Origin of the sequence: Methylophaga sp. UBA2496 (assembly GCF_002341635.1) — a bacterium.
In the GTDB taxonomy this organism is placed as follows: domain Bacteria; phylum Pseudomonadota; class Gammaproteobacteria; order Nitrosococcales; family Methylophagaceae; genus Methylophaga.
In genome coordinates, this window is record NZ_DDOK01000004.1 from 586029 (window position 1) to 609200 (window position 23172).

Consider the following 23172-nt stretch of genomic DNA (forward strand, 5'->3'; position numbering starts at 1 on the left):
CCATGACCAAAGCATTACCTTCATGGCCACGTAAAACACCTGTTGAGAAAGACCACGCCATTTTCAGATCTTTAACGTTGTCTTTCGTGATTTGAGTCAGTTCGCTGTAACGCGTATTAGCGTAGTTACCAGCTGGCATAACCCAATTGTTTGCATTTTTTTGCATTTCGATGAGTTCATCGGCAGCGACCAGACCTGGTGCTGCTAAACCCATCATTGCGATTGATAATGTTTTCAGCTTCATAAAGTTGTCCTCTATAGTTTTTATCGTTCATGACGCCAGCGTTGCTGTTCTTTCATGAGGTTGTGACTTTATTCCGATTTTGCCTGAGAATCATTAGGAACCAATCACTCTGATATCGGGATTTTTTCCCGAGCAGGGAAGTTATTCCCATTATTCCTCAGTTTCATGCCTATAGAGGACTGAAAAATTAATGACTTTTTATCACGTTATATTTGATTGCAAGCCGCACTAACTCTACAGATGAGTGAAAGCCGAGCTTTTGTTTAAGCATCGTTTGATAGTTCGCGACCGTTTTCTGACCTAAATTCAGCGTTTCTGCAATATATTCCAGAGCATGGCCTTCTGCCAGCAACCGGAAAACTTCAAACTCTCTTACCGTCAACCGCTGGATTGGATCTTCCGATCCGGAAACACTTTGCAAGGCAATTCGTTGTGCCATTTCAGAGCTCAGATAACTTTTGCCATCCATCACCTGATGAATTGCCTTGACGATGTCTTCAGAATCGCCCGATTTAGCTAAATAGGCAGCGGCACCGGCACTCATTGATTGAACTGCCAGGGTAACGTTTTCATGCATGGAAAACATTATTACCTTTGCCTTGTTATAACGGACAAGAATACGTCTAAGGGCTTCAAGGCCCCCTATGCCAGGCATGCTCATATCCATAACCAGAATATCGGGATCCAGTTCTGTATACATCTGATAGGCCTGCTCGCCACTGGTTGCTTCACCGACGATATGCATATCATCATTTCGTTCGAGCATTCTGGCTAAGCCGGATCTGACTACTTCATGATCATCCGCCAGTAAAATTCGTATTTCATTTTTCATTCAGCAACACCTTGGGTTGGAAAGCTCGCAGAAACAGTAAATCCTTTACCGGGTGCAGTAGAAATATTAAAACTACCTGACAACGCTTCTACCCTCTCTCGCATTCCAGTTAAACCATAACCTTTATTAGAACAGCTGGGATGATAACCGTTTCCGTTATCACTTACACTTATATCTATAAAGTCGTTATTACAACGCAAATGCACGCCCAGGTGAACATTTTCTGCTCCCGCATGACGACTGACATTGGTCATACATTCCTGAATAATTCGGTATATCGTCAATTGCCTGGTTTCATCAAGCTGACTAAAGTTGCCCTCTAACGAGAGTTTAGCTTGATGATGAGGATGACGGATGACCCAGTCATTAAACAACTCCCTAACAGCACCTTGCAAGCCTAAATCAGTTAACTCTGGAGGACGCAACCGCTGTAACATGGAGCGGACAATGGTGGTCATGCGGCTATGCACAGAATCAATTGCTGCCGCACTGGTTTTGGCTTCATCCAGCGATACTGAATATTTTATTGCATTTAAATCAAACTGTATTGCTGTCAAATGTTGACCAATCTCATCATGTAATTCGGCCGATAAGCGCTTTCGTTCCGACTCCTGAATGGTAATCAACTGCTGGTTAAGCACGTCAACTTTCTGTCCTGTGTCGACATAACGTTGCTCTAACAATTTGAGTTGCTTATTCACTGCTAATAATTGATTCAATCTTAACAAGGCAAAGGGCGATCTTGTCTGCATTGATTTTTTGTTAGTCTTGGCCAGCATTTCTGATATAGGCCACAAAATCAACGACGCAAATACCGCAATCAGCAAGCTGCCAATAAAAAAGATAAGAATCAGCGGCATCAGTGACTTCTGGATATATGTCCGAATATCATTCCACTCGGCACTAAAACTTGGGCTAATCACAATATCGCCTAAATGCTGCTCGGCGAAAATAATCGGGGTGGTAATAATTTCTGTATGACCCAAATAGGCTTTTAAACTGTTTTCAAACCAACTTGGCAAACCGGTGGGTTCATCACGGCTGTCAGGATGGTTTGAATCAAGTAACTCGCCATCATTGGCTATTAATTCAATGTCTACATGAAGTAATTCACGAAGATCTTTCAAGTGAAATAAAGTGTGCCATTGAGATAACGGGAGATTATGTTGCGACAGCTCTAATTCGAGTCGTGCAACCTGCGCTTCAATGGCATAATTTGCGACTTCAGTGGATACATCAAGCTCATGATCAACTCGCAGACGAATGTCATCTAGCGTACTGTTCACACCCAAACCACACATGACGATGAATACCACCAAAATGATGAGATTCACTTGAAGAATTAAATTCACAAACTTAAAGATCCTTACAAAACCGCATTGTCAAAAATAGCACAATTATAATAATGGAAGGATGCAATGCAGCTTTAAACAATTCACAGATGTGATCATTCACGCATAAAAATAGCACCATACGCGCTGCTTATCGTTCATAGCCACCAGCAATGTCGTGATAAAAGCCAGGTCGCTCCGGGATGTTAAAGGCTAAAAATATTTTCGTTCAGTGACCGTTATTTTTGTCCGTTTCCCTGCGAAGCTTAAATTGAATCAGGCTTCCAGCAATCCACTACGAATAGCCAGTCTGGCTAATTCTGCAGAGTTTGAAACATTGAGCTTTTGTTTGATGTTGGTATGGTGGGTTCCCACTGTTTTGGGGCTTAAATTCAAAATATCGGCAATTTCATTAACGGTTTTCCCTTCCGCCAATAATCGAAATACTTCAAACTCACGCTGGCTCAGCACATCCAGCGGATTCTCCGAACCGGTTAGTTTTTGCATCGCAAGTTGCTGAGCAATTTCCGGGGCGATACACGTTCTGCCCTGTGACACCATTTCAACAGCTTTTAACATAGCTTCCGGGGCGCTGCGTTTCGGGATAAATCCCAAAGCTCCGGCCTGCATTGCACGAGTGGTAAAAACGCTGTCTTCATGCACGCTTAGCACCAGGATTTTAGCCGACGGTTCACGGGCAATAATGCGTTCAATTGCCCCTACGCCACCAATACCCGGCATAGAAATATCCATCACGACAACATTGGGATGGTATTTTGCGAAATCCTGAACTGCCTGTTCCCCTGATCCTGCTTCAGCAACCACTTCAAACTTGTCGCCATCTTCCAATAAGCGACGAAAACCAGCGCGAACCAATTCATGATCATCAACCAATAAGACCGTTATTTTATTAAGATTCATGGTGTACATTTACCCCCAATGGTATGGTGATGGTCAGATTAACACCTGAGCCTAACTGACTTTGCAGATCAAAGCTTCCCCCAAGACTTTGCGCTCTTTCACGCATGCCTAGCAAGCCAAAATCCACATCAGAGTGAAAATCGTTGACGACCATGCCTTTGCCGTCATCACGGATATTAATTGTTAACTGATCTGTTGTTTCGTTTTTATCACGAATCACTTTTACCAGAATATTTTCAGCATCTGCATGACGGACGGCATTGGTTAACGCTTCCTGTACGACTCTGAAAACAGTCATATTGGTGTCTTCGTCAAAGCCGTTTAACTGGCCTTCGGTAATCAGATTAAACTGGATATCAGGCTGCCGTTGTTGCCACTTGCTGATGCTTTCCTGCAGAGTTGCCATTAACCCCAGGTCATCCAGTGGACTTGGCCGCAGGCGGGTAATCATGTTGTGCACTACATCATAGATATGACTGGCAGTATCAATGATTGCCTGTGCACTTTGATAAATCTTTTTGTCTGTCTCTTCTGATCGATTACGAATTAATACCGCATCGGTCTTGATGGCCGTCAGGCATTGACCTAACTCATCATGTAACTCGCGAGCCAGATGGCGCCGTTCAGCCTCCTGAACCTGATTCATATGATTGGTTAATAAACGTGTTTCATAGAGTTGGGCACGGGCTTTTTCAGCCTGTTTATGTTCGGTGATATCACGCAGGGTACAAATCATACCGGCAACGCAGCCGTCATTTTCGGTCAGCGGCACGGTAGAGATTAATAAAGACAGTAACTCGTCATCATTACGCTTGAGCGTGGTTTCCAGGTTTTCCACTGACTCAAAACCATTTAATACTGAAATAATGCCATTTCGATCATGCTGGAATGGCATGGAGGCCAGAGATTCGCCGAGTAAATTGGGTATATCTGAAAATAATCGTTCGGCTGCTGCATTACAGAAAGTAATGTAGCCCGCATGATCTAATGAAAGTATCGCATCACCAGATTGTCTGACTAACATCGCCAAACGCCGGTTTTCGGTAGTGCTTTGTTCCAGAGCATCCCCCACCCGGTTAAAACTTTGACTGATCTGGTCCATTTCTTTCAGCGAAAAACGCGGCAAACGCATATGCAAATCGCCCCGCTCAAAGCCCGCCAGGGCATCCAGTAAACGTTGCAATGGTCTGATGACCCAACCCACACCCCAATAGATCATGAAAGCCACGACGACAAAAATGATCATTCCCAGAGCCATAATGGCGCGGATATCCTGCCAACGTTCACTTATTTCCTGCATCGGCGCTGGATAAATCACCATATGACCTGTACCAAAGCGCTTCGAAAGTGGAGAAACATCGGGGAACAATAACTTAACAAACCAGGCGGGAGGTTGGACCGTTAATTCTTTTTCGGGTGTGCCTTCAAACATCAAGCCCTGCCTGTCAAACAATAAAATATGCAGACTGCGAATTTCGCTTAAGGCTCTGACCAACTCATGCATATGCTCACTGACGCCGGTATCACGAGTCAACGGACCGCCCGCCAGCGTCACCGTAATAATGTGCGCCGTCGCATCCATCGTTGACATAACTTCTGCTTCAACAGATCGTTTGGCATTCGTCATGAGAATAGCTGCACTGCCTAACATCGACAGCAGCAGCAATATGGCAAAAAAAACATTAGCACGAAGCTTCAGACTCATACGACGGTGGTTTCCGCTGTGCCTTTGGATCCAATATTATCCACCCAACGTAAGCGGATAATGTCGCCGACTTCACCGGCCTCAAGTTGAAATGCAAAATACGGATTTCGCGAGGTGGCTGTACCACATTTGACCGTTAATACTTCTTCGTCGTTACGCCAGCAGCGAATATCCTGAATAAATTCAGCGGGTATCAACTCATCTTCTGCATTTTTGCCTCGCCCGGTATGCATGGGGTGAGCCAGTAAAATTCTCACCACAGTATTCCCATCCTGAAGTTTAGCCCGAATCCGGTCTCTGCTTTTTGTCGTCATTAAGCACACCCACCAATATCAATTTCGACATAACGACTGGTCCGATAAAGTTTATCATCGGCCCTAATCATGGCAATGATTTCCGAATCTTCGGCAACTTTAAGCATCGTTTTGAAAGGAAAGATCACGGCAGAAGTCGGCTCAAGTGCCATCGCCAGGGGAAAAGGATTTTTTTCAACCAGAAATGCCACACGCTGAATATTTTCCAGACTGGTGTGGATTTCAACCGGCACAGTGGCTCCGTTCACAGCGTAGGTTGGTGGTGAACCGATAGTAAACTGAATAGCTTCTTCATTTACTTCCTCCGCTTCTCCGAGGAAGGTTAAAATTGCATCTTCCAGGGTTTCGGCATTGAAAGCATCTTGTGGCCAATGGGCTAATAACACGCGTGGCAGCATCAGACCACTGGCGGCAACTAACGCCAGCGTTGAAGCAGAGATAGATCGTTTAATCAGTTGGCGACGTTGTTCGTCAAAATTATCGTTCATCGGACTTGTTCCATCATCGCAATATCAGTTTCAACCTGCCGTAAACGGGAACTGATTTTCGCTAATTCAAATTCATCGCCACGAGCATAATCCGCTGCGATACGCAGTTGATCCGCGGCCTGCATTAAACGTCCCGAGCTATGATAATGCTCCGCTAACCAGACATGTGACTGACTTTTCTGCCCCATATCCCCATAGGCCTGAGCCAGTAAACGATACAAGGTTGCCGAAGACTCACCAACGTCCAATTGGCGTTGCAGAATGGGTACAGCTCTACGAGGTTGATTGGCCCTTAACAAAGCCTGAACCTGTTTAATGGACAAGGCCCAGTCATCGGGATAAACCCGTTGAAAGTCGCTGTAGATTGCCAGTGCTGCGTCCATTCTTCCCGAGGCTATTTCCACATCTGCCAATGCTAAATGATAACTTAATCGGTTATCGTCAGAAGCAATTAAGTCATTAATTTCATCACGCGCCTGAGTCAGGTTACCGTTTTTTAATAATGCCAGTGCATAACCATATCGTGTGGCTGACATATCTTCATCGGTATTTTCCTTTAATTTATCCTCATAAACTTTAATCAGCTCACGCATGTTAGAGTTTGACATCACTCTTAACTTTTCACGCATCAGATAAAACTGTTCCTGATCCCTTATCTGCGGACGAGGTGTCAAATTTGCAGCACGCCCCCGTGCATCGGCAATACGCGAACCGGTTATGGGGTGAGTTCTTAGAAATTCAGGCACCTGGCTTCCACCATAAAAGCGCCCCGCTACTTGCAACCTTTCAAAAAAACGAGGCATTGCATGGGGGTCAAACCCTGCATTTACTAATGTTTGCATCCCCAGATTATCGGCTTCAGCTTCATGGGCCCGACTATAATCCAGTTGCATCTGCACATTCCCGGCCTGCACGGCCATAATGGCTGCAGAACCGGCACTCGGATCTGCCACCCCCAATAAAGCCGCCGCAATCATAGCAGCCGTCATTGGCACACTCATACGCTTGGAACGTTCAAAATTACGTAAAATATGCCGCTGGGTAACGTGAGCAATCTCATGCGCCAGAACTGAAGCTAATTCACTTTCGGCTTCGCTGGTCAGCATCAGGCCGGTATTGATGCCGATAAATCCCCCCGGCGCAGCAAACGCGTTAACCGACGTATCCGGCACCACGAAAAAAGTAAATGAACGGCCGGGATCATCACTGTTAGCGACCAGTCGATGGCCCAATGAACGGATATAGCTGTTCACTTCAGGGTCTTCTACCAGCGTGACGGATTGTTGTAAGCGCCAGTAAAATGACTGACCAACCTGATATTCCTCTATTGGCGAAACCAGTGCTCCGGCACTGTCACCCATTTCTGGCAATGCAATATCCAGATTTGCCTGAGCAATACCAGGATTACTCATTAATAAAACAAATATAGCGATCAGATATTTCATAATGCCTATAGACCTTGGCTCATTGAGACCGGTTCCGCAAAGACAAAAACACGACTAGCGTCTATTATGTAAACACAGCTTTTAAAGGAAATCAGTATGTCAGATTTTGATACAGAAATTGATACCTCAGGCTTAAACTGTCCGTTGCCAGTACTTAAAGCCCGCAAAATGCTTAATGAAATGACTTCCGCACAGCGTCTACGACTCATCTGTACGGATAGTGGTGCGCTAAAAGATATTCCTGCCTTTTGTAAAATGACGGGAAATCCGCTGATAAGTAGCGACGAAATCGACGGAAAACTGTATTTCATTATAGAAAAAGGGGCATGACATTATGGCCAAAAAACTCGCCATCATCGCAAGTAAAGGGACATTGGATGGAGCTTATCCACCATTTCTACTTGCATCAACCGCTGCGGCTTTGGGTTTTGAAGCAAAAATATTTTTTACCTTTTATGGCCTGCAACTACTTAAAAAAGACTTGTCATTGAAAGTCTCACCGTTGGGTAACCCGGCAATGCCGATGCCAGTTCCTGTACCAAGCATTGTGCAAATTATTCCCGGCCTGGAGGCATTTGCCACCTGGATGATGCAGCGGAAACTCAAAAAGAAGGGTGTGGCCAGTGTTGCTGAGCTACGAGATATTTGCCTGGAATCCGATGTTGAACTCATTGCCTGTCAAATGACAGTGGATTTGTTTGACTTTAAAAATACCGATTTTATTGATGGGATCAGTCATGGTGGTGCGGCCACTTTTCTGGAATTTGCCAGTGAAGCCGATATCACACTTTATATTTGAACCAGGCAATCTTTAATCACTGAACAGGAAGCCGCATTATGCAATTTGTCTGGAAGACTTTTTTAAAAGGCTTGGCTACGGTACTGCCGGTCACACTGACGCTTTATCTTATCTATTGGTTGGCCGTATCGGCAGAACGTGTGTTACGCCCGCTGATGATTGCCATTTTACCTTATGACTTCTACTGGCCCGGTCTGGGACTACTGGCTGCCATCGGCTTGATTTTTGTTATTGGTATCGCTGTAAATGCCTGGTTGGTAAAACGCCTGTTCGACATCGGTGAGTCAATATTAGATCGGATCCCCCTGGTTAAATCCATCCACGGTGCACTTCGTGACTTTACGCGCTTCTTCTCACGTGAAAAGCAGCAGGAAAACCTGAATCACGCCGTTGCCGTCACCATTGGCGGTGTGCAATTTATTGGCTTTCTGGTGAAAGAAGATGTCACTCATCTGTTGGAAATGGAAGGTGAAGAAAATAATCTGGTGGCGGTGTACTTACCGCTGAGTTATCAGATTGGCGGCTATACTGTCTGTGTGTCACGTGATCAGGTGAAATCATTGCAAATGTCCAATGAAGATACCATGCGCTGGATTCTGACAGCCGGTCTCTCTGATAGCGAAACCGAAACCCATCAACCTAAGATCATTGTTGAGAAATAATTTTTAAATGGTTTCTGACAAAGGACTGTCATTCTTTTCTTACGGTCCCTATGGCTACTACATTTTGGGGTTATTACTTTTCCCCGGCCTCAGCTTGGCTGAACCCGCTAACCAACCTTGTGATTCACTATTTTGTTACAGCAGTCAAAATCAAAACCTGCAATTTGAAACCGCTATGCGCCTGCAGTTTGATCACGGTGTTTTTGATAACGATGGAGAAACTGATTTTCAAAATGCATGGAATATTCGTCGTGCCCGGCTCTCAAGCGGCGCCCAAATAGGCCAGTATTTATCAATCGATTTCACCTATGACTTTGCCAGAGATGATCGCTCCGCTATTCGAAATGCATTTGTAAGATATACCGGCTCCAACAACAGCAGATTCACTGTTGGACATTTTAAAGAGCCCTTTGGCATGGAACGCTTGACCAGTGTGCAGGATTTGGCCTTTATGGAACGCTCTCTGGCCAGCCAGTTAACACCGCCCCGCTCATTTGGTATGGAGTTTCACAAACACACTTCGTATTGGACGGCTGCTGCCGGTCTGTTCACTACAGGCACCGAAAGCAGCGGAAATGATACAAAATTCGGTACATCTGCCCGCATCACATTTGCCCCTAAAAGCGATGCTGGAAGCATATTGCATTTTGGCCTGGGAATCGCGCATCGAAATACTGACGGCCAGCAAGAAATTCGCTTTCGTCAACGTCCCGAAACCAGAAACACCGATATCAGATTAATCGATACCCAAACCTTTATTGCCGATAGCTACACCTATATAGGAATAGAATCTGCCATCGCCCGAGGCCCCTGGGCATTGCAAGCTGAATATATCTATAGTCATATAGGAAAGGCACGAATCAGCAAAATAGAACCCGGCAATACTATTCATTTTAGTGGCTGGCATATTGATCTGACCTGGATTGTCAGCGGTGAATCACAACCTTATAACCATGAAAAAGGCACTTTCGGACGTTTAAGACCTGCGCATTCTATTCAACATGGTGGCTGGGGGGCCTGGCGTTTAGGCGTAAGATTAAGTGATTTGGATTTAACGGATCATCCGATTACCGGTGGCCATCAGCGAAACTTTACTATCGGGATAAACTGGTTACTGAATCAGAACATTAGTATCAGTAATGAATATGTGAAAGTCCTGAAAGTTGATGGTGGCGAATTTGCCAATGTATCGCCGGCTATTTTTCAGTCCCGATTACAGATTATCTACTGAATTTTCAGTGGTGTCCCCGACAGGAGTCGAACCTGTGGCCTTCCCCTTAGGAGGGGGACGCTCTATCCATCTGAGCTACGGGGACATCGGCGGCAATTATAACAGCACTCGCAAATCACTTTTACCCACCTTATTTTTTAAGCTGGGCGTATTTCTTTTTTCACCTGGATACGAACTGTCTGTTTAAAACAGGAACTGATAAGGTCTACACCACGATCAATAATATAAAATTGGTTATTGGCTAATCTGATTTAAACGTCAGGGCTACTAATTAAAAATTCGAAAGGTCAAGCAATGACAGAGACACGAAAATATTCATCCCAAGTGGTAGATGGTACTGGCAAAGCACCTGCCAGAGCGATGTTACGCGCCGTCGGGTTCAATGATGCTGATTTTCAGAAACCGCAAATTGGCATTGCCTCGACCTGGAGCATGGTCACGCCATGTAATATGCACATTAATCAGCTGGCCGACTTTGCCTGCGAAGGCGCTGACGAAGCCGGTGGTAAAGGGGTTATCTTCAACACCATCACCATTTCTGATGGTATTGCGAATGGCACGATTGGCATGAAGTATTCACTGGTGTCCCGTGAAGTGATTGCCGATTCGATTGAGGCTGTTGCTGGATGTGAAGGGTTCGATGGACTGGTCGCCATCGGTGGCTGTGATAAAAACATGCCGGGCTGTCTGATCGGCCTGGCCCGTCTGAATCGTCCTGCGGTATTTGTTTATGGCGGGACCATTCAACCTGGCGCGAATCATACGGATATTGTGTCGGTGTTTGAGGCGGTTGGAAAGCATGCCCGGGGGGATATGTCCTCGGCGGAATTAAAACAGATTGAAAAAACAGCGATCCCCGGTGCCGGCTCCTGTGGCGGCATGTACACCGCCAATACCATGGCTTCAGCGATTGAAGCATTGGGTATGAGCCTGCCGAACAGTTCAGCACAGGAAGCCATCTCTCCCTCAAAAGCAGCGGATTGCCGCCGGGCCGGCGCTGCAGTGATGTTTCTGCTGGAGCAGGATATCAAACCTACCGACATCATGACCAAAAAGGCTTTTGAAAATGCCATCACCACATTGATCGCACTGGGCGGTTCGACTAATGCCGTCTTACATATGTTAGCAATGGCGCATGCCGTGGATGTTGAATTGACGTTAGAGGATTTTGCACGAATCGGCCGTCAAGTTCCGGTACTGGCTGATCTGCGTCCCAGCGGCAAATATATGATGTCGGAACTGATTGCCATCGGTGGTATTCAACCTTTGATGAAAATGCTTTTGGCGCGAGGTCTGTTGCATGGCGATTGCCTCACGGTGACCGGCAAAACTCTGGCTGAAAATCTGGCCGATGTGGCCCCCTATTCTGCAGATCAAGATATTATTCGTTCATTTGAGAACCCCATCAAAAAAGACAGCCATCTGGTCATTCTCAAAGGCAATTTAGCCCCTGAAGGCGCGGTCGCTAAAATCACCGGCAAAGAAGGTTTACGTTTTACTGGCAAAGCCCGGGTATTCCACTCTGAAGAAGAGGCCCAGCAGGACATTATAAATGGCACTGTGGTAAAAGGTGATGTCATCGTTATCCGTTATGAAGGCCCTAAAGGCGGCCCTGGCATGCGGGAAATGCTCAGCCCGACTTCCGCCGTAATCGGCAAAGGCCTGGGCAACGACGTTGCCTTAATCACCGATGGTCGTTTCTCCGGTGGAAGCCACGGCTTTGTGGTCGGACACATCACCCCCGAAGCTTTTGATGGCGGCCCGATCGCGCTGATTGAAAACGGCGATGAGATTACTATTGATGCAGAAACGGCTGAAATAACCCTTCACCTGAGCGACAGCGAGATCCAAAAAAGACGCATGGCATGGAAACCTATTGCCCCCCGCTACACCCGGGGGCTTTTAGCTAAATATGCCAAAACCGTTTCTTCGGCATCTGAAGGCGCAGTGACGGATAAAAATTTATGAGCACAGAAACACAGACCTCAAATGCTTATACCTAAACGGGAATCATATAAATCGATAATTTTTATTAATAATCATAGATATAGATACTTTCCAATCCGTCAAACAGCGGTTAAGGAAAATACTGACCCCTAATAGGTAATATCCGCTGTTGCAACTGATGTCAGATGTTTAATATGTGAACTGTAGCAAATAGTTTTTTCTCTCGTTAAGGAGTTTCATCATGTGGACTAAACCAGAATACTCAGATATGCGTTTCGGCTTTGAAGTTACCATGTACATTTGCAATCGCTAAACGCAAAAATGCGCTAACAGAAAGCCCCTTCAAAGGGGCTTTTTTGTATCTGGTGTTTATAGGTGTTCTTTCAGTTTTGCAGAACGCCTATACTGCATTTGTAGAATATTTTATTTAACTAAGTCTTAACGAATATTGGAGAGCCGCGATGTCATCTATTCCGCAATGCCGCATTGAACAGGCAGGCTCCGCAACTGAGCCTTTTTTTGTTATCCGTCAGGATGTTGATGGAATACAAGAAACCGTGGATAAAAAGTTTGAAAGTCATCAGCAGGCGCTGGACTACATTCTGGCTCAGGGGTGGCAGGTTCAGCGTGACAGGCCAGCAGACTCTATGATTATTGCCTCCAGATTCCTAAAACCCTGATTGAGAGCTGTGTGAGTACACTATTCCTCTATAGCTACCACCTGAATTGATTATCAACCACTATAAAAAATCGGCTGAAGCCCGGTTTTTTTTGCAGTTACAGAACAGTTGAACCGAATCAGGTCTTGGGAACAGCGGCGGTTTTCAACATATCGATCATCGCTGCTGATGCACCAATATGCTCAGCAATTTGAATATGGACATCATGAAACCTGGCCCGGGTACTATCAACATCATGCGGAATATCTTCCGTTACATGCCGTCCGGAATTTAAAAAGTATGGCAACACCGTAATGTGTGTTGCACCATCGTTTACGCAGTTTTCGATTCCATCCGCTATTAATGTATCTGCCAGTTCGAGAAAAGCGGCCTGAACAATATCATAGTGCTGAGCACATTCTGTTTTGAGTTTTTCGGCCAGTTCAATGACTTCGTCATTGGAACGCTGACGGCGACTGCCATGGGCAACAAGTAATAATGCTTTCATAATAAATATAATCCGCTTAGCGATGTGAATTGCATGTGAACACAATGCAGATCAAACCGCTAATAGTAAATGATGACTATCTAAATAGGATGGACAGCTTCGATCTGTGCCAGCATAATGCGGAGATAAGAAAGATTTCTATTTAAACCGAACAACAGACACGGATTCAAGGATAAGACATCTGTTAATAAAACTGCCTATGCAGGGAAGTGACGGAAGGGCAACCTTGATGGGGAACGTGTCTTGGCAAACCAATATGGTCGTCCTGACAATTTAAAGCCTTATGAATCAGCAAGGAGACTGAGTATTCTTAAGAAGACCAAAGAGGTATTGATCATTGATGATCAATCCACCGGCAGAACGATATTGGAAAAAATTATCCAGCAAATTGGTGACAATATTCATGTTACAGCGCTGGGTAACCCCTCCGTGGCGTTGGAATGGCTTGACCACCATGAGGTTGATTTAATCGTAACGGATTATCGTATGCCAGAAATTGACGGCATAGAATTTATCCGGCGTGTCCGCCAAATTCCAGCTTTACAAAGTGTGCCTATTATGATGATCACCGTCGTCAGTGAAAAAGCCGTGCGCTATGACGCACTGGATGCCGGGGCCACGGCTTTTCTGACTCGCCCTATTGATCAGATTGAATGCCGAACCAGTTGCCGTAATCTGTTGCAGATGCATGAACAGCATTTAATTATCGAAGATCGTGCTAACTGGCTGGCACGGCAGGTTGAAATCGCCACTGAACAGATTATTTTACGAGAAAAGGAAACCATTATCCGTTTGGCCAAAGCGGGAGAATACCGTGATGAAGGAACCGGAAATCATGTTATTCGTATGGCCAAATATTCCCGTTTTATCGCAGAAGCATTGGGCGTATTCGATGAACAGCAATGCGAAGATCTCGAATATGCTGCCCCCATGCACGATATAGGTAAAATTGGCATTCCGGACAGCGTTTTACTGAAGCCGGGCAAACTGGATCCGGACGAATGGGAAATCATGAAAACCCATACGACGATCGGACACGAAATACTCTCAGACAGTCAATCAAAATATATGCATATTGGTGCTGTCATCGCATTACATCATCACGAACGATATGATGGAAAAGGCTATCCAAATCAATTAAAAGGTGAGGATATTCCACTTATTGCCAGAGTGGTGGCAGTGGCAGATATTTACGATGCTTTAGTTTCCGAAAGGCCTTATAAAAAAGCCTGGTCCAATGAAGATGCCTGTCGTTACATAGAACAAAGTGCCGGAACACAACTCGATCCGCGTTGCGTACAAGCTTTTTTTGACCGAATTGATGCGATCCAGCAGATTCAGGCTGAATATGCTGATTAATATTGTTCTTTAATCATGAGTAACGCTCCCGTACCTCCTCAGAGTGGAAACTGGCTGTCACGACTGGCGGCCAACATGCCGAAAACAGGGGATACAGAGCCCGAACAGGCAATAAAAATCCGACTGACACTGGGTATTGCATTATTACTTTATTTTTGTGTGCCATGGGGCGTTGAGAAAACCTTTCTTGAAAACCTCGTCAGTTTACCCAGTTTAATTACACTGGCTTACTACTCGCTGGCAGTAGTCATTGCGGTAGCATTGTTTCTCAACCCCAAACCTTCACCGATTAGAAGGGTTTGTGGCATTTTGCTGGATCTCACTGCACTCTCCATCGTTATGCTGATTGCCGGTGAACAAAGCGTATTTTTGTTTGTTTTGTATCTCTGGGTCATTCTTGGCAACGGCTTTCGCTTCGGGGTGAATTACCTGTATATCTCACTGGTCGTTGGAATGATCGGCTTTACTATTGCCATTCTGAACGGCGAGTACTGGTTGCATCCACAGCATGAACCCTTTGGGTTCAGTCTTTTATTTTTATTGCTGATTATTCCATTGTATTCCGCTTTTCTGATCAAAAAGCTGCATGTCGCGATCGCCTTATCAAAACAGGCTAATGAAGCTAAAAGCCGCTTTCTGGCGAATATGTCGCATGAACTGCGAACGCCATTAAATGGTGTGATCGGTATTGCGGATTTAATGGCGGAGACGCAACTTAGCAAGCAACAGCATGATTTTGTTAAAATCATGAAGACCTCAGCACATACTTTGCTCAGTCTGATTGAAAATGTGTTGGATATCGCCAAAATCGAAGCAGGCAAGATATTAATCAGCGATAAGGCTTTCGATTTACACCAGTTATTAAACAGCATCATTGCTATGCAAAAGCCGATGGCGAACGGTAAAGGATTACATATAAATTGCTATATCGATCCTGCTCTGCCCTTTTCCATAAACGGCGATTTACAGCATCTGCGACAGGTTCTTATCAATCTTATTGGTAACAGTATTAAATTTACTGATAACGGCGCCGTTAAACTTTCAGTACATGAAATAAAACGTAAATCGAATCAGAATCTGTGGATCCGCTTTGAAGTGAGTGATACCGGGATTGGAATTCCACAGGAAGCGCTGCAACATATCTTTGATGATTTTACGCAGATTTCACCTGATACACTGAACAAGGGGGGAACCGGTTTAGGCACAACTATCGCCAAAGAACTGGTTGAATTGATGGGTGGTGAGATTGGCGTATCCAGTGAACTGGGGGAAGGTACGCTGTTCTGGTTTGAATTGCCTTTCACCGCCAATGAAACAAATGAATTAACTTTATCTGAGAGCCCTATGCTGATTTTAAGCACCGATTCACTGCACGACCTACTGAAACCCATTATTCAAGGGTGGTCGGTGAACTACCAACATGTCGACAGTACTGCCAAAGCTTTTTCAGCTTTGATTCGCGCGGCTGAAAATCAAATACCGTATCAAACCGTTATGCTGGATCAGGATTGCATGCATGAAATAGATCCAATCCAGTTTGCCAATATGATTCATGGCGAGCCCTTGTTAGCCAATACCGCACTGATTTTGTTGAACCCATCAGATGCCAGCAAGCGGGATCCCAGATTGCGCCATCATTTCATTTGCATTGTGCATGATGTTAAGGAAAAACCGGTTTTATTCAACGCCATCCACGCAGCCCAAAGCAATCATGCCATCCAGGATGAAAAAGTCATCACACTGGCAGAGCATTATGCGGCTCAGTCTTATGCTAAATCCTTAAATATTCTGATCGCCGAAGATAACCTGGTTAACCAGCAGGTTCTGCAGGGCATACTGTCTCATGCAGGACACACGGTATTACTTGCAAGTAGTGGTGAACAGGCGCTGGATATTCTGAGTCAACAAATTGACAGTATTGAAATGCTGATTCTGGACATGAACATGCCGGACTATAGTGGACCCGAAGTTATCCGTGCCATGCGTTATATGGATACCGGTCACGATATACCGATTATCATATTAACCGCAGATGCCACGCCTCAGGCAAAACAGCGCTGCCTGGAAGCCGGGGCCAATGAGTTTCTGACCAAACCGATTGATTCCCGCTCATTGCTGGAATCGATTGCCCGCCTGGCACTTAATAATCAGGAGCAGATTAAAACCCGCAAACCGGCTCATCAATCCTCGCTATCTTCGCAAAAATGGTGTGATCCACAGGTGTTAATTGAGTTAGCTCAGTTAGGTGGAGGAGAAGCCTTTTTACAGCTTTTATTTGATGGTTATAAAGAAGATGCGACAAAACATCTGCAGTTGATTCGTCAAGCGGCGCACGATGATTATCTGACCTACCGCGAAAGTTTACATGCATTGAAAGGCTCATCATCCGAATTAGGGGCAAATACTGTTGCAGAGCTTTGCCGTCAGGGAGAATCCTACAAACCCTTTGATATCGGCTCTGTTCAGGTATTACGCCTTACCGAAAAGCTGGAACACGCTTTTTATCAAACCCTGAGCGAATTGGAGACCGCCCTTAAAGATCAAGGGCACTCACAAAAAGCTGATCATTAATTCTGTGCTTCGCTGGTTGATTTAGCTGTTTGCCGATTGACCAGCCGCGTCATCATCCGGATATCCTTGCTGGTCAGGTTTAATGCTGCATCAGCCCAGACATTGGCAATCGCGACCAGCTCTTCATAGCTCACGGTATTACATAGATCTTTAATACGGGACATGGCTTTATAACTGTTTGGCGATTTTTTAGCCGCTTTAATATATTTGTACAGAGCCAGTTCGCCTTCACCTTTTTCGGCCAGAATATCGATTGCACCCATTTCATAAAGCTCTTCAGCAGTATAAAGCGCTCCGGACAGAATCATTTTCTCCGCATTGGCAGCACCCACTTTACGGGATAATAATGTGTAAGCTCCCATACCCGGAAACAGATTAAACAACACTTCCGGTAAACCTAATTTGACCCCTCGCTCGGCAATTATAATATTGCTCGACAGGGCGGCTTCAAAACCACCACCCAGGGCATCTCCCTGAATCAGACTAACCGTAGTCAGATCACAATTAAAGTGGAACATATTGTCGTAAAGGATATCCACACAATGAATGGCATAAGCCAGCAAGGCATCACGGTCATTTTTTTCAATCAGTGAAGTAAACAGATTTAAATCACCGCCCAGATTAAATACTCCGTCAACACTGGAACCAACCACCAGATAATCATATTTTTCCTGATTGGTTTGTTGCATCTCAGCTTTTACATTTGCCAGATAATCTGATAATTCATTTAGCAGGGTCGGGGTAAAACATGGGCGGGGAGCAGCATCCATCATAAACCAGCCGATTTTGTAGGTTGGGTCATAATAAGTGTTCAGATGTTGATATTGCTTTCCCTGTTTCTGGTCAAGACCAGCGTCATTCTCGTCTCTGAGTTTCACAACAGCGTTCATCATTTTCTCCTTAAAAGGGCTTGGGCTGCCAATCATCAAGTGACTGAAATCTGTCACTAAAATGGGTTCAATTAAGGATTAGCACGAAGTGTGCCGTTAATCACAAATTTTAGTTAGTGGAAGAGACTATCTGCATCAAAGCTTTCAAATGAGCCACACTGGCTTTGGCATTACCGGTCAGGTTATAACCTCCTTCAAGTACCGAAACAAGCCTGCCATCACAATGCTGTTTGGCTAATCGCAGCATAATTTGTGTCAGTTTAATAAAACCATGATCGGTGACTTTATAACATCCCAGCAAGTCATCCTCGCGGCTGTCAAAGCCTGCTGAGATCAGGATTAAATCCGGTTTGAATTTTGCCACAGCTGGAACAAGTTTTTCTTCAAACGCAGCAACAATTTCTGCATCTCCGGCCCCACACGGCAAATGCACATTTATATTAAAACCTTTTCCGGTGCCGCCACCTGTTTTTTCCGGAGAACCTGTACCGGGATATGCCTCTGCATCATGCGTTGAGAAAAACAGGACCGAAGGATCATGATAAAAAGCCCATTCAGTACCATTGCCATGATGATAATCCCAGTCGACAATTAAAATTCGCTTTAATTTATAGCGTTTCTGAGCATATCGGGCGGCAATTGCGACATGGTTGTAATAACAGAAACCCTCTTCTTTTCCGGTATTGGTTGCATGATGTCCAGGGGGTCTTGAGGCACAAAAAACATTATCCAGTAACCCTTTACAGACAGCATCAACAGCAACCAGTACGCCCCCCGTTGCCAGCATAGCGGCCTGATGTGCTTTTGGGTCGTGACGCTTTATTGACGCTATGTGGGTTGCTGAGTGAATCAGGAGTAATTCTGAATCAATATTGCCTTTGGGTTTTAACAACGTCACGTTTGACAGCAATTCACTGACTTCCAGCTCATCCATCAGCCGGTCATATCTTGCCGGGGACTCAGGATGCTGAGGCATTATATGATAATCGGCGAACCGGGGATCGATAACCAGACCAGTTAACGCCGTTGGGCTTGCGGCCGGGGTTTTGGTACTGATGGCTCCTAATACCCCTAACTTTAATACATCTCTGCGTTGCATATCTGGTTTCCAGAACTGGCTGGCCATCTTTCAGCCATTTTTATAAATCATACACTTCACCATACACCCACAATATGACTGACTTCAAAAGATCATTTTCCAGTCATGCCTCAATGCTTATCTTGAGACCTGGCCCTCGTGAGGTGATTCATGGTTCTGTAAAATTCTGCAATCTATATCGCATTCCTCAGGCTTAACGCATCGGGATAGGGTTGCAGATATGCCTGTTCGGCTATATAGGGGTCCGGGTGATTACTAAAGTGGTGCTTCAACAATGTAATCGGCACAATCAGCGGTAATTCCGCTGTGCGATAACGATTGATAATGTCAGCCAGTTCCTGTTTTTCTGATCTGGAAAGCTTTTGCTTCAAATACCCCTGAATATGCATTAAAACATTAGTATGTGTTTTCCTTGACGCAATTCTCGATAAAACGGTCATTAACTCAGAAAAATAACTTTTTGCTAACGTGTCTATGTCATGTTTTCCGGCATCTGCCAGCATCCGGCCCAGCTCGCCATAGTCCTTGGGTGAATGGGCCATTAAGGTGTATTTATAACGGGTATGAAATTGAATCAGTTTGTGGTGGGTTAACCCACTATCAACCAGTTTCTGCCAGTCATGATAGGCAAAAACGCGGGTAATAAAATTCTCACGTAACAAAGGGTCATTCAATCTGCCTGACTCTTCCATCGGCATCAATGGATGCGCTTTTTTTAAAGCATCAGCATACAGACCTCTTCCCGGTTCAGGGGCTGGACAACCATTTTCCTGATACACCTTAACCCGAAAAAGACCACAGCTGGGAGAGTTCTTCATAAAAATATAGCCGCATAAATCACTGTGCTCCCGCGCTTTTTGTTCCCCAAAGGCGGTTAACTTATCGGTATAGTTCAAACGGTCATCATGGACAGCAACAGCCTGTGGTGATTCTACATCCCCAATCAGACGGATTGGCTTTCGGGGTATGCCCATCCCAATACCGACCTCAGGACACTCAGGCACAAACTCAAAGAAACGTGACAAACTCTCAGTGCAGAGGCGCAGATGTTTATGTCCGCCATCAAAACGCACGGATTCTCCTAATAAACAGCTGCTGATTCCGACTTTTATCCGCATCAAATACTCGTTAAACCGTTAATAAATGGTTTTATCCTGAATGTTAGTAAACTTTGCCAGCTGTTATGACTCTATACAAGCAATAATCATAATTAATAAGAGGAATTTATCATGGCGGCTTATTTAATAACCGGTGCGACAGGACTCATCGGCCAAGCGCTGTGTCAACGACTTTTAAACAATGGCGAAACCGTTTTTGCGTTAAGCCGTAATTGCCAGCGAGCCCGAAAAATTCTTGGTTCCCAGGTGTACTGTGCTGAATCAGTTGACGCTTTCCCCGCTGAGACTACTATTGATGTTGTGATTAATCTGGCTGGTGCACCGATTGTGGATAAACGCTGGACCGAGACACGTAAACAAAAACTTCTCGACAGCCGTGTCACTTATACACAGGATTTAATTCAGCAACTGTCAAAACGTTCCAGTCTGCCCAACAGTTTCATCAGTGGTTCTGCAGTAGGCTGGTATGGCAACCAGGGTGATACAGTACTGACTGAGAAAAGCAGTTTTAAACCCGACTTCAGTCATGAATTATGTGAACAATGGGAAAATGCAGCTGTAACTGCAGAATCTCTGGGAATGCGCGTCGCTATTGTACGCACGGGATTAGTTGTCGCACCTGATGGTGGTTTTCTGAGCAAAATGCTCTTGCCTTTCAAAATGGGATTGGGTGGCCCAATAAGCGATGGTCAGCAATATATGCCCTGGATTCATATCGATGATATCTGCCGGCTTTTTCTGTTTCTGGCTGAAAACCCAAGGCTTACAGGTGTTTTTAACGGCACCGCTCCCCGTCCGGTAACCAATCAACAATTCAGTGAAGCTCTGGCAGAAACACTGCACCGTCCTGCTTTCTTCCGGGTTCCGGCTTGTGCGCTCAAACTTTCCATGGGTGAGATGGCCGGTTTACTACTCGGTGGACAAAGAGCCATTCCTGAAAAAGCACAAGCTGAGCGCTTTGAATTTCTCTATACTGACATCCATAGCGCGCTAAGCGATGTTGTTCTCACTTCTAACTCAAAATAATAATTATCATGACACAACGTGCAGTTCTATTAGTTAATCTCGGCTCTCCGGATCAGCCTGATGTTCCCTCAGTCAGACGTTATCTGAATCAGTTTTTGATGGACCCGTATGTGATCCAGTTACCCTGGCTGATGCGACGTTTAATCGTGAGCTTGTTTGTCTTACCAAGTCGTCCCAAGGCCTCTGCTGAGGCTTATCAAAGTGTCTGGACAGAAGCAGGGTCACCGCTGATAGCCTTATCTGAAAAACTTCATACAGCTGTACAACAACAGGTCGATATGCCGGTAGAATTAGCCATGCGCTATGGCAATCCCAGTATTGAATCGGGTCTGTTAAAACTGGCCGGGATTGAAGGTATCAAAGAAGTGTTATTTATTCCGCTGTATCCGCATTTTGCCGACAGCACAGTAACAACCTGTATTGAGATGGCCAAACAGGTGATTGACGAACATCAACTGGATATTACTTTAACGGTCAAATCGCCCTTTTACCGTGAAGAGGGTTATATCAACGCGCTGGTTGAACAGACTCGTCCCTACTTAATGGAAGACTATGACCATTTGCTATTCAGTTACCATGGTCTTCCGGAATCGCACATCCTTAAACGGGATCCCAGTGGTCAGCATTGTTTAAAACAACCAGATTGCTGTACGCAGCCACATGCGGCACATGCTACCTGTTATCGGCACCAAGTAATGGCTACCACCGCTGCGTTCGCAAAAAAAGCACAGCTCAACCCGGATAACTATTCTGTCGCATTTCAGTCACGATTGGGAAGAGCCAAATGGCTTGGCCCCAATACCGAAGATCGTTTGATTGAACTGGCTCAGAACGGCACCAAGAATGTACTGGTCATGTGTCCGGCATTTGTTACAGACTGCCTGGAAACCCTGGAAGAAATCGCTATTCGTGCAGAAGAAGTATTTATCGAAGCCGGTGGCCGCTCATTGACGTTAATCCCATGCCTGAATGATGACCCAGTGTGGGTAGACTTGTTAGCGCAGTGGTGTGAAACGCCTTAAGTAGAAAAGCTGCATCGCATCATTTCCACCTTGTTGGACGGAAAAACAGCCTCCAGCAGTGGTGGCGATGAAAGAGCAACAGAACCTAGATTCAGACACGTCCGATAAGAGGCTGGCGAACAACAGCACTGGTATATTCACCACCTGGTCCATAAGCACTGGATTCGGGATCCCGGCCACGAAGAACCGATATAGCGCGTTGCAGATACTGCCGATTGATGCTGACAATGCCGCCATTGACCTGGTTTCGTTGCCGGCAATTTATGGCAACAGCTTTTAAGTTTTTTATCAATTGAGTAAGTGCAACCGCTTCTTCTTCACTTTGATTATCAATGAACGCTTCCAGACCTTGTTTGCCTGCGGGAAAACCAGATGACATCAACAGCGCATCACGCTGACGGCTATGTTGTTCCAGCTTCATAATCAAAGGCTGTTTTTTGTTATTGATGCTGTTGATGGTCTCAATGTCAGATAAGGCGAGAGCTTCACGCTCTGCTACCAATAATTCGGCTAATTGTGTGGCAACATTCAGTTCAGACTGTAAAACACTGCGTAATTGCTGTCCGGGTGACATAGCCATGATGAAGGTTCCTCAGTTTATAGGTTGCCTTCAAAATCAATCATGTTTCGTGCCAACTTTTGGTTATCAACCTGATAACTTCCATCTTCAATAGCGGCACGTAAAGCAGCCACTTTCTGTTCATCAACAGCAGGTAAAGCGGCAATTTCCTGTTGCAAGGATTGCAACTGGGTTGCTGTCGCCGTCAGGCTAATCTTATCCAGAGCTGAGTCGCTACCTGATTTAACCTGACCAGTGGCCGTATCATTACGTTTATCTTCAACATTGACGTTACGCGTCGAGTTGAGTCCACCGCCCTGTATGGGTGGTTTTATATTGTTAATATCCGACATAAAAATGTCTCCATATTGGTTCTGTAACTGTTAGCGGATCGAAATAAATAAACTTGAATAAAATGTGATTCGATCTATGTTTTTTTGTT

General features: G+C 45.1%; 24 protein-coding genes, 1 tRNA gene and 1 pseudogene. 11 read left to right on the forward strand and 15 right to left on the reverse strand.

Translation table 11 applies throughout. The features are described 5' to 3' along the window. From B2W60_RS06110 to B2W60_RS06145, 8 genes and pseudogenes are all read right to left on the reverse strand, one after another. Positions 1-244: pseudogene (locus B2W60_RS06110) on the reverse strand (PQQ-dependent dehydrogenase, methanol/ethanol family); the annotation flags it as partial. A 187-nt stretch (positions 245-431) separates the two neighbouring features. Beyond that, entirely contained in the window at positions 432-1076 is a 645-nt protein-coding gene (locus B2W60_RS06115; RefSeq protein WP_292362098.1) for a response regulator, read from the reverse strand. Beyond that, the gene (locus B2W60_RS06120) at positions 1073-2428 is read right to left on the reverse strand and encodes a sensor histidine kinase (protein ID WP_292362097.1); all 1356 of its coding nucleotides are present in this window, start codon (positions 2426-2428) and stop codon (positions 1073-1075) included. The genes B2W60_RS06115 and B2W60_RS06120 overlap by 4 nt, the downstream gene beginning before the upstream one ends. A gap of 255 nt (positions 2429-2683) precedes the next feature. After that, the gene (locus B2W60_RS06125; RefSeq protein WP_292362096.1) at positions 2684-3328 is read right to left on the reverse strand and encodes a response regulator; all 645 of its coding nucleotides are present in this window, start codon (positions 3326-3328) and stop codon (positions 2684-2686) included. After that, complete coding sequence (locus B2W60_RS06130; protein WP_292362095.1) at positions 3318-5033, reverse strand: histidine kinase; 1716 nt, start codon at positions 5031-5033, stop codon at positions 3318-3320. Before B2W60_RS06130 ends, B2W60_RS06125 begins: the two co-directional genes overlap by 11 nt. Beyond that, complete coding sequence (soxZ, locus tag B2W60_RS06135) at positions 5030-5347, reverse strand: thiosulfate oxidation carrier complex protein SoxZ (protein WP_292362094.1); 318 nt, start codon at positions 5345-5347, stop codon at positions 5030-5032. Before soxZ ends, B2W60_RS06130 begins: the two co-directional genes overlap by 4 nt. Next, positions 5347-5835, reverse strand: a complete 489-nt coding sequence (locus B2W60_RS06140) for a thiosulfate oxidation carrier protein SoxY (protein WP_292362093.1) — start codon at positions 5833-5835, stop codon at positions 5347-5349. Before B2W60_RS06140 ends, soxZ begins: the two co-directional genes overlap by 1 nt. Continuing rightward, complete coding sequence (locus tag B2W60_RS06145; RefSeq protein WP_292362092.1) at positions 5832-7280, reverse strand: M48 family metalloprotease; 1449 nt, start codon at positions 7278-7280, stop codon at positions 5832-5834. Before B2W60_RS06145 ends, B2W60_RS06140 begins: the two co-directional genes overlap by 4 nt. Positions 7281-7376: 96 nt before the next feature. On the opposite strand from B2W60_RS06145, the gene B2W60_RS06150 reads away from it, so the two are divergent. The 4 genes from B2W60_RS06150 to B2W60_RS06165 are packed head-to-tail and all read left to right on the forward strand — an operon-like array spanning position 7377 to position 9972. Continuing rightward, on the forward strand, positions 7377-7610 hold the full coding sequence (locus B2W60_RS06150; protein ID WP_292362091.1) for a sulfurtransferase TusA family protein: 234 nt from the start codon (positions 7377-7379) through the stop codon (positions 7608-7610). A 4-nt stretch (positions 7611-7614) separates the two neighbouring features. Further along, the gene (dsrE2, locus tag B2W60_RS06155; protein ID WP_292362090.1) at positions 7615-8079 is read left to right on the forward strand and encodes a sulfur carrier protein DsrE2; all 465 of its coding nucleotides are present in this window, start codon (positions 7615-7617) and stop codon (positions 8077-8079) included. A 38-nt stretch (positions 8080-8117) separates the two neighbouring features. Next, positions 8118-8741, forward strand: a complete 624-nt coding sequence (locus B2W60_RS06160; RefSeq protein WP_292362089.1) for a DUF502 domain-containing protein — start codon at positions 8118-8120, stop codon at positions 8739-8741. Between the two features lie 7 nt (positions 8742-8748). Beyond that, on the forward strand, positions 8749-9972 hold the full coding sequence (locus B2W60_RS06165) for an OprO/OprP family phosphate-selective porin (protein ID WP_292362088.1): 1224 nt from the start codon (positions 8749-8751) through the stop codon (positions 9970-9972). An 8-nt stretch (positions 9973-9980) separates the two neighbouring features. Here the strand turns inward: B2W60_RS06165 and B2W60_RS06170 are convergent. Then, positions 9981-10057, reverse strand: a tRNA-Arg gene (locus B2W60_RS06170). Between the two features lie 209 nt (positions 10058-10266). Here B2W60_RS06170 and ilvD point away from each other — a divergent pair. The 3 genes from ilvD (at position 10267) to B2W60_RS06185 (ending at position 12599) form a co-directional block, all read left to right on the forward strand. Then, a complete protein-coding gene (gene ilvD, locus B2W60_RS06175; RefSeq protein ID WP_292362087.1) occupies positions 10267-11940 on the forward strand; it encodes a dihydroxy-acid dehydratase in 1674 nt (557 codons plus the stop codon). Positions 11941-12160: 220 nt separating this feature from the next. Next, positions 12161-12232 carry a pyrroloquinoline quinone precursor peptide PqqA gene (gene pqqA / locus B2W60_RS06180; protein ID WP_081443609.1) on the forward strand — a complete coding sequence of 24 codons (72 nt, stop codon included), beginning with the start codon at positions 12161-12163 and terminating at the stop codon, positions 12230-12232. 148 nt (positions 12233-12380) lie between these two features. After that, the gene (locus B2W60_RS06185) at positions 12381-12599 is read left to right on the forward strand and encodes a hypothetical protein (protein WP_292362086.1); all 219 of its coding nucleotides are present in this window, start codon (positions 12381-12383) and stop codon (positions 12597-12599) included. Positions 12600-12717: 118 nt separating this feature from the next. On the opposite strand, the gene B2W60_RS06190 is transcribed toward B2W60_RS06185, so the two are convergent. Then, positions 12718-13086, reverse strand: coding sequence for a sirohydrochlorin chelatase (locus B2W60_RS06190; protein ID WP_292362085.1), 369 nt, complete (start codon positions 13084-13086; stop codon positions 12718-12720). Positions 13087-13329: 243 nt separating this feature from the next. Here B2W60_RS06190 and B2W60_RS06195 point away from each other — a divergent pair, with 243 nt between their 5' ends. Both B2W60_RS06195 and B2W60_RS06200 read left to right on the forward strand, forming a co-directional pair. Next, the gene (locus B2W60_RS06195) at positions 13330-14445 is read left to right on the forward strand and encodes an HD domain-containing phosphohydrolase (RefSeq protein ID WP_292362084.1); all 1116 of its coding nucleotides are present in this window, start codon (positions 13330-13332) and stop codon (positions 14443-14445) included. Positions 14446-14520: 75 nt separating this feature from the next. Then, positions 14521-17016, forward strand: a complete 2496-nt coding sequence (locus tag B2W60_RS06200; protein WP_292362083.1) for an ATP-binding protein — start codon at positions 14521-14523, stop codon at positions 17014-17016. On the opposite strand, the gene B2W60_RS06205 is transcribed toward B2W60_RS06200, so the two are convergent. The 3 genes from B2W60_RS06205 to B2W60_RS06215 all read right to left on the reverse strand — a co-directional run bounded on the left by B2W60_RS06205 (position 17013) and on the right by B2W60_RS06215 (position 20123). After that, a complete protein-coding gene (locus tag B2W60_RS06205) occupies positions 17013-17909 on the reverse strand; it encodes a crotonase/enoyl-CoA hydratase family protein (RefSeq protein ID WP_292363966.1) in 897 nt (298 codons plus the stop codon). The two genes, B2W60_RS06200 and B2W60_RS06205, sit on opposite strands and share 4 nt — an antisense overlap. A 106-nt stretch (positions 17910-18015) precedes the next feature. Next, positions 18016-19005 (reverse strand): histone deacetylase family protein, encoded by a 990-nt coding sequence (locus B2W60_RS06210; protein ID WP_292362080.1) that lies wholly within the window; start codon positions 19003-19005, stop codon positions 18016-18018. Positions 19006-19178: 173 nt separating this feature from the next. Further along, a complete protein-coding gene (locus B2W60_RS06215; protein ID WP_292362079.1) occupies positions 19179-20123 on the reverse strand; it encodes a YbgA family protein in 945 nt (314 codons plus the stop codon). Positions 20124-20234: 111 nt separating this feature from the next. Between B2W60_RS06215 and B2W60_RS06220 the strand changes: the two genes are divergently transcribed. Together B2W60_RS06220 and hemH are read left to right on the forward strand one after the other, a co-directional pair. After that, positions 20235-21149: a TIGR01777 family oxidoreductase gene (locus B2W60_RS06220; protein WP_292362078.1), complete on the forward strand. Its 915-nt coding sequence runs from the start codon at positions 20235-20237 to the stop codon at positions 21147-21149. Positions 21150-21157: 8 nt separating this feature from the next. Next, positions 21158-22171, forward strand: a complete 1014-nt coding sequence (hemH, locus tag B2W60_RS06225) for a ferrochelatase (RefSeq protein WP_292362077.1) — start codon at positions 21158-21160, stop codon at positions 22169-22171. A 91-nt stretch (positions 22172-22262) separates the two neighbouring features. Here hemH and B2W60_RS06230 read toward each other — a convergent pair whose 3' ends face one another. Together B2W60_RS06230 and flgM are read right to left on the reverse strand one after the other, a co-directional pair. Beyond that, complete coding sequence (locus B2W60_RS06230) at positions 22263-22751, reverse strand: flagella synthesis protein FlgN (RefSeq protein ID WP_292362076.1); 489 nt, start codon at positions 22749-22751, stop codon at positions 22263-22265. Positions 22752-22768: 17 nt separating this feature from the next. Continuing rightward, complete coding sequence (gene flgM / locus B2W60_RS06235; protein WP_292362075.1) at positions 22769-23083, reverse strand: flagellar biosynthesis anti-sigma factor FlgM; 315 nt, start codon at positions 23081-23083, stop codon at positions 22769-22771. Between the last annotated feature and the right edge of the window lie 89 nt (positions 23084-23172).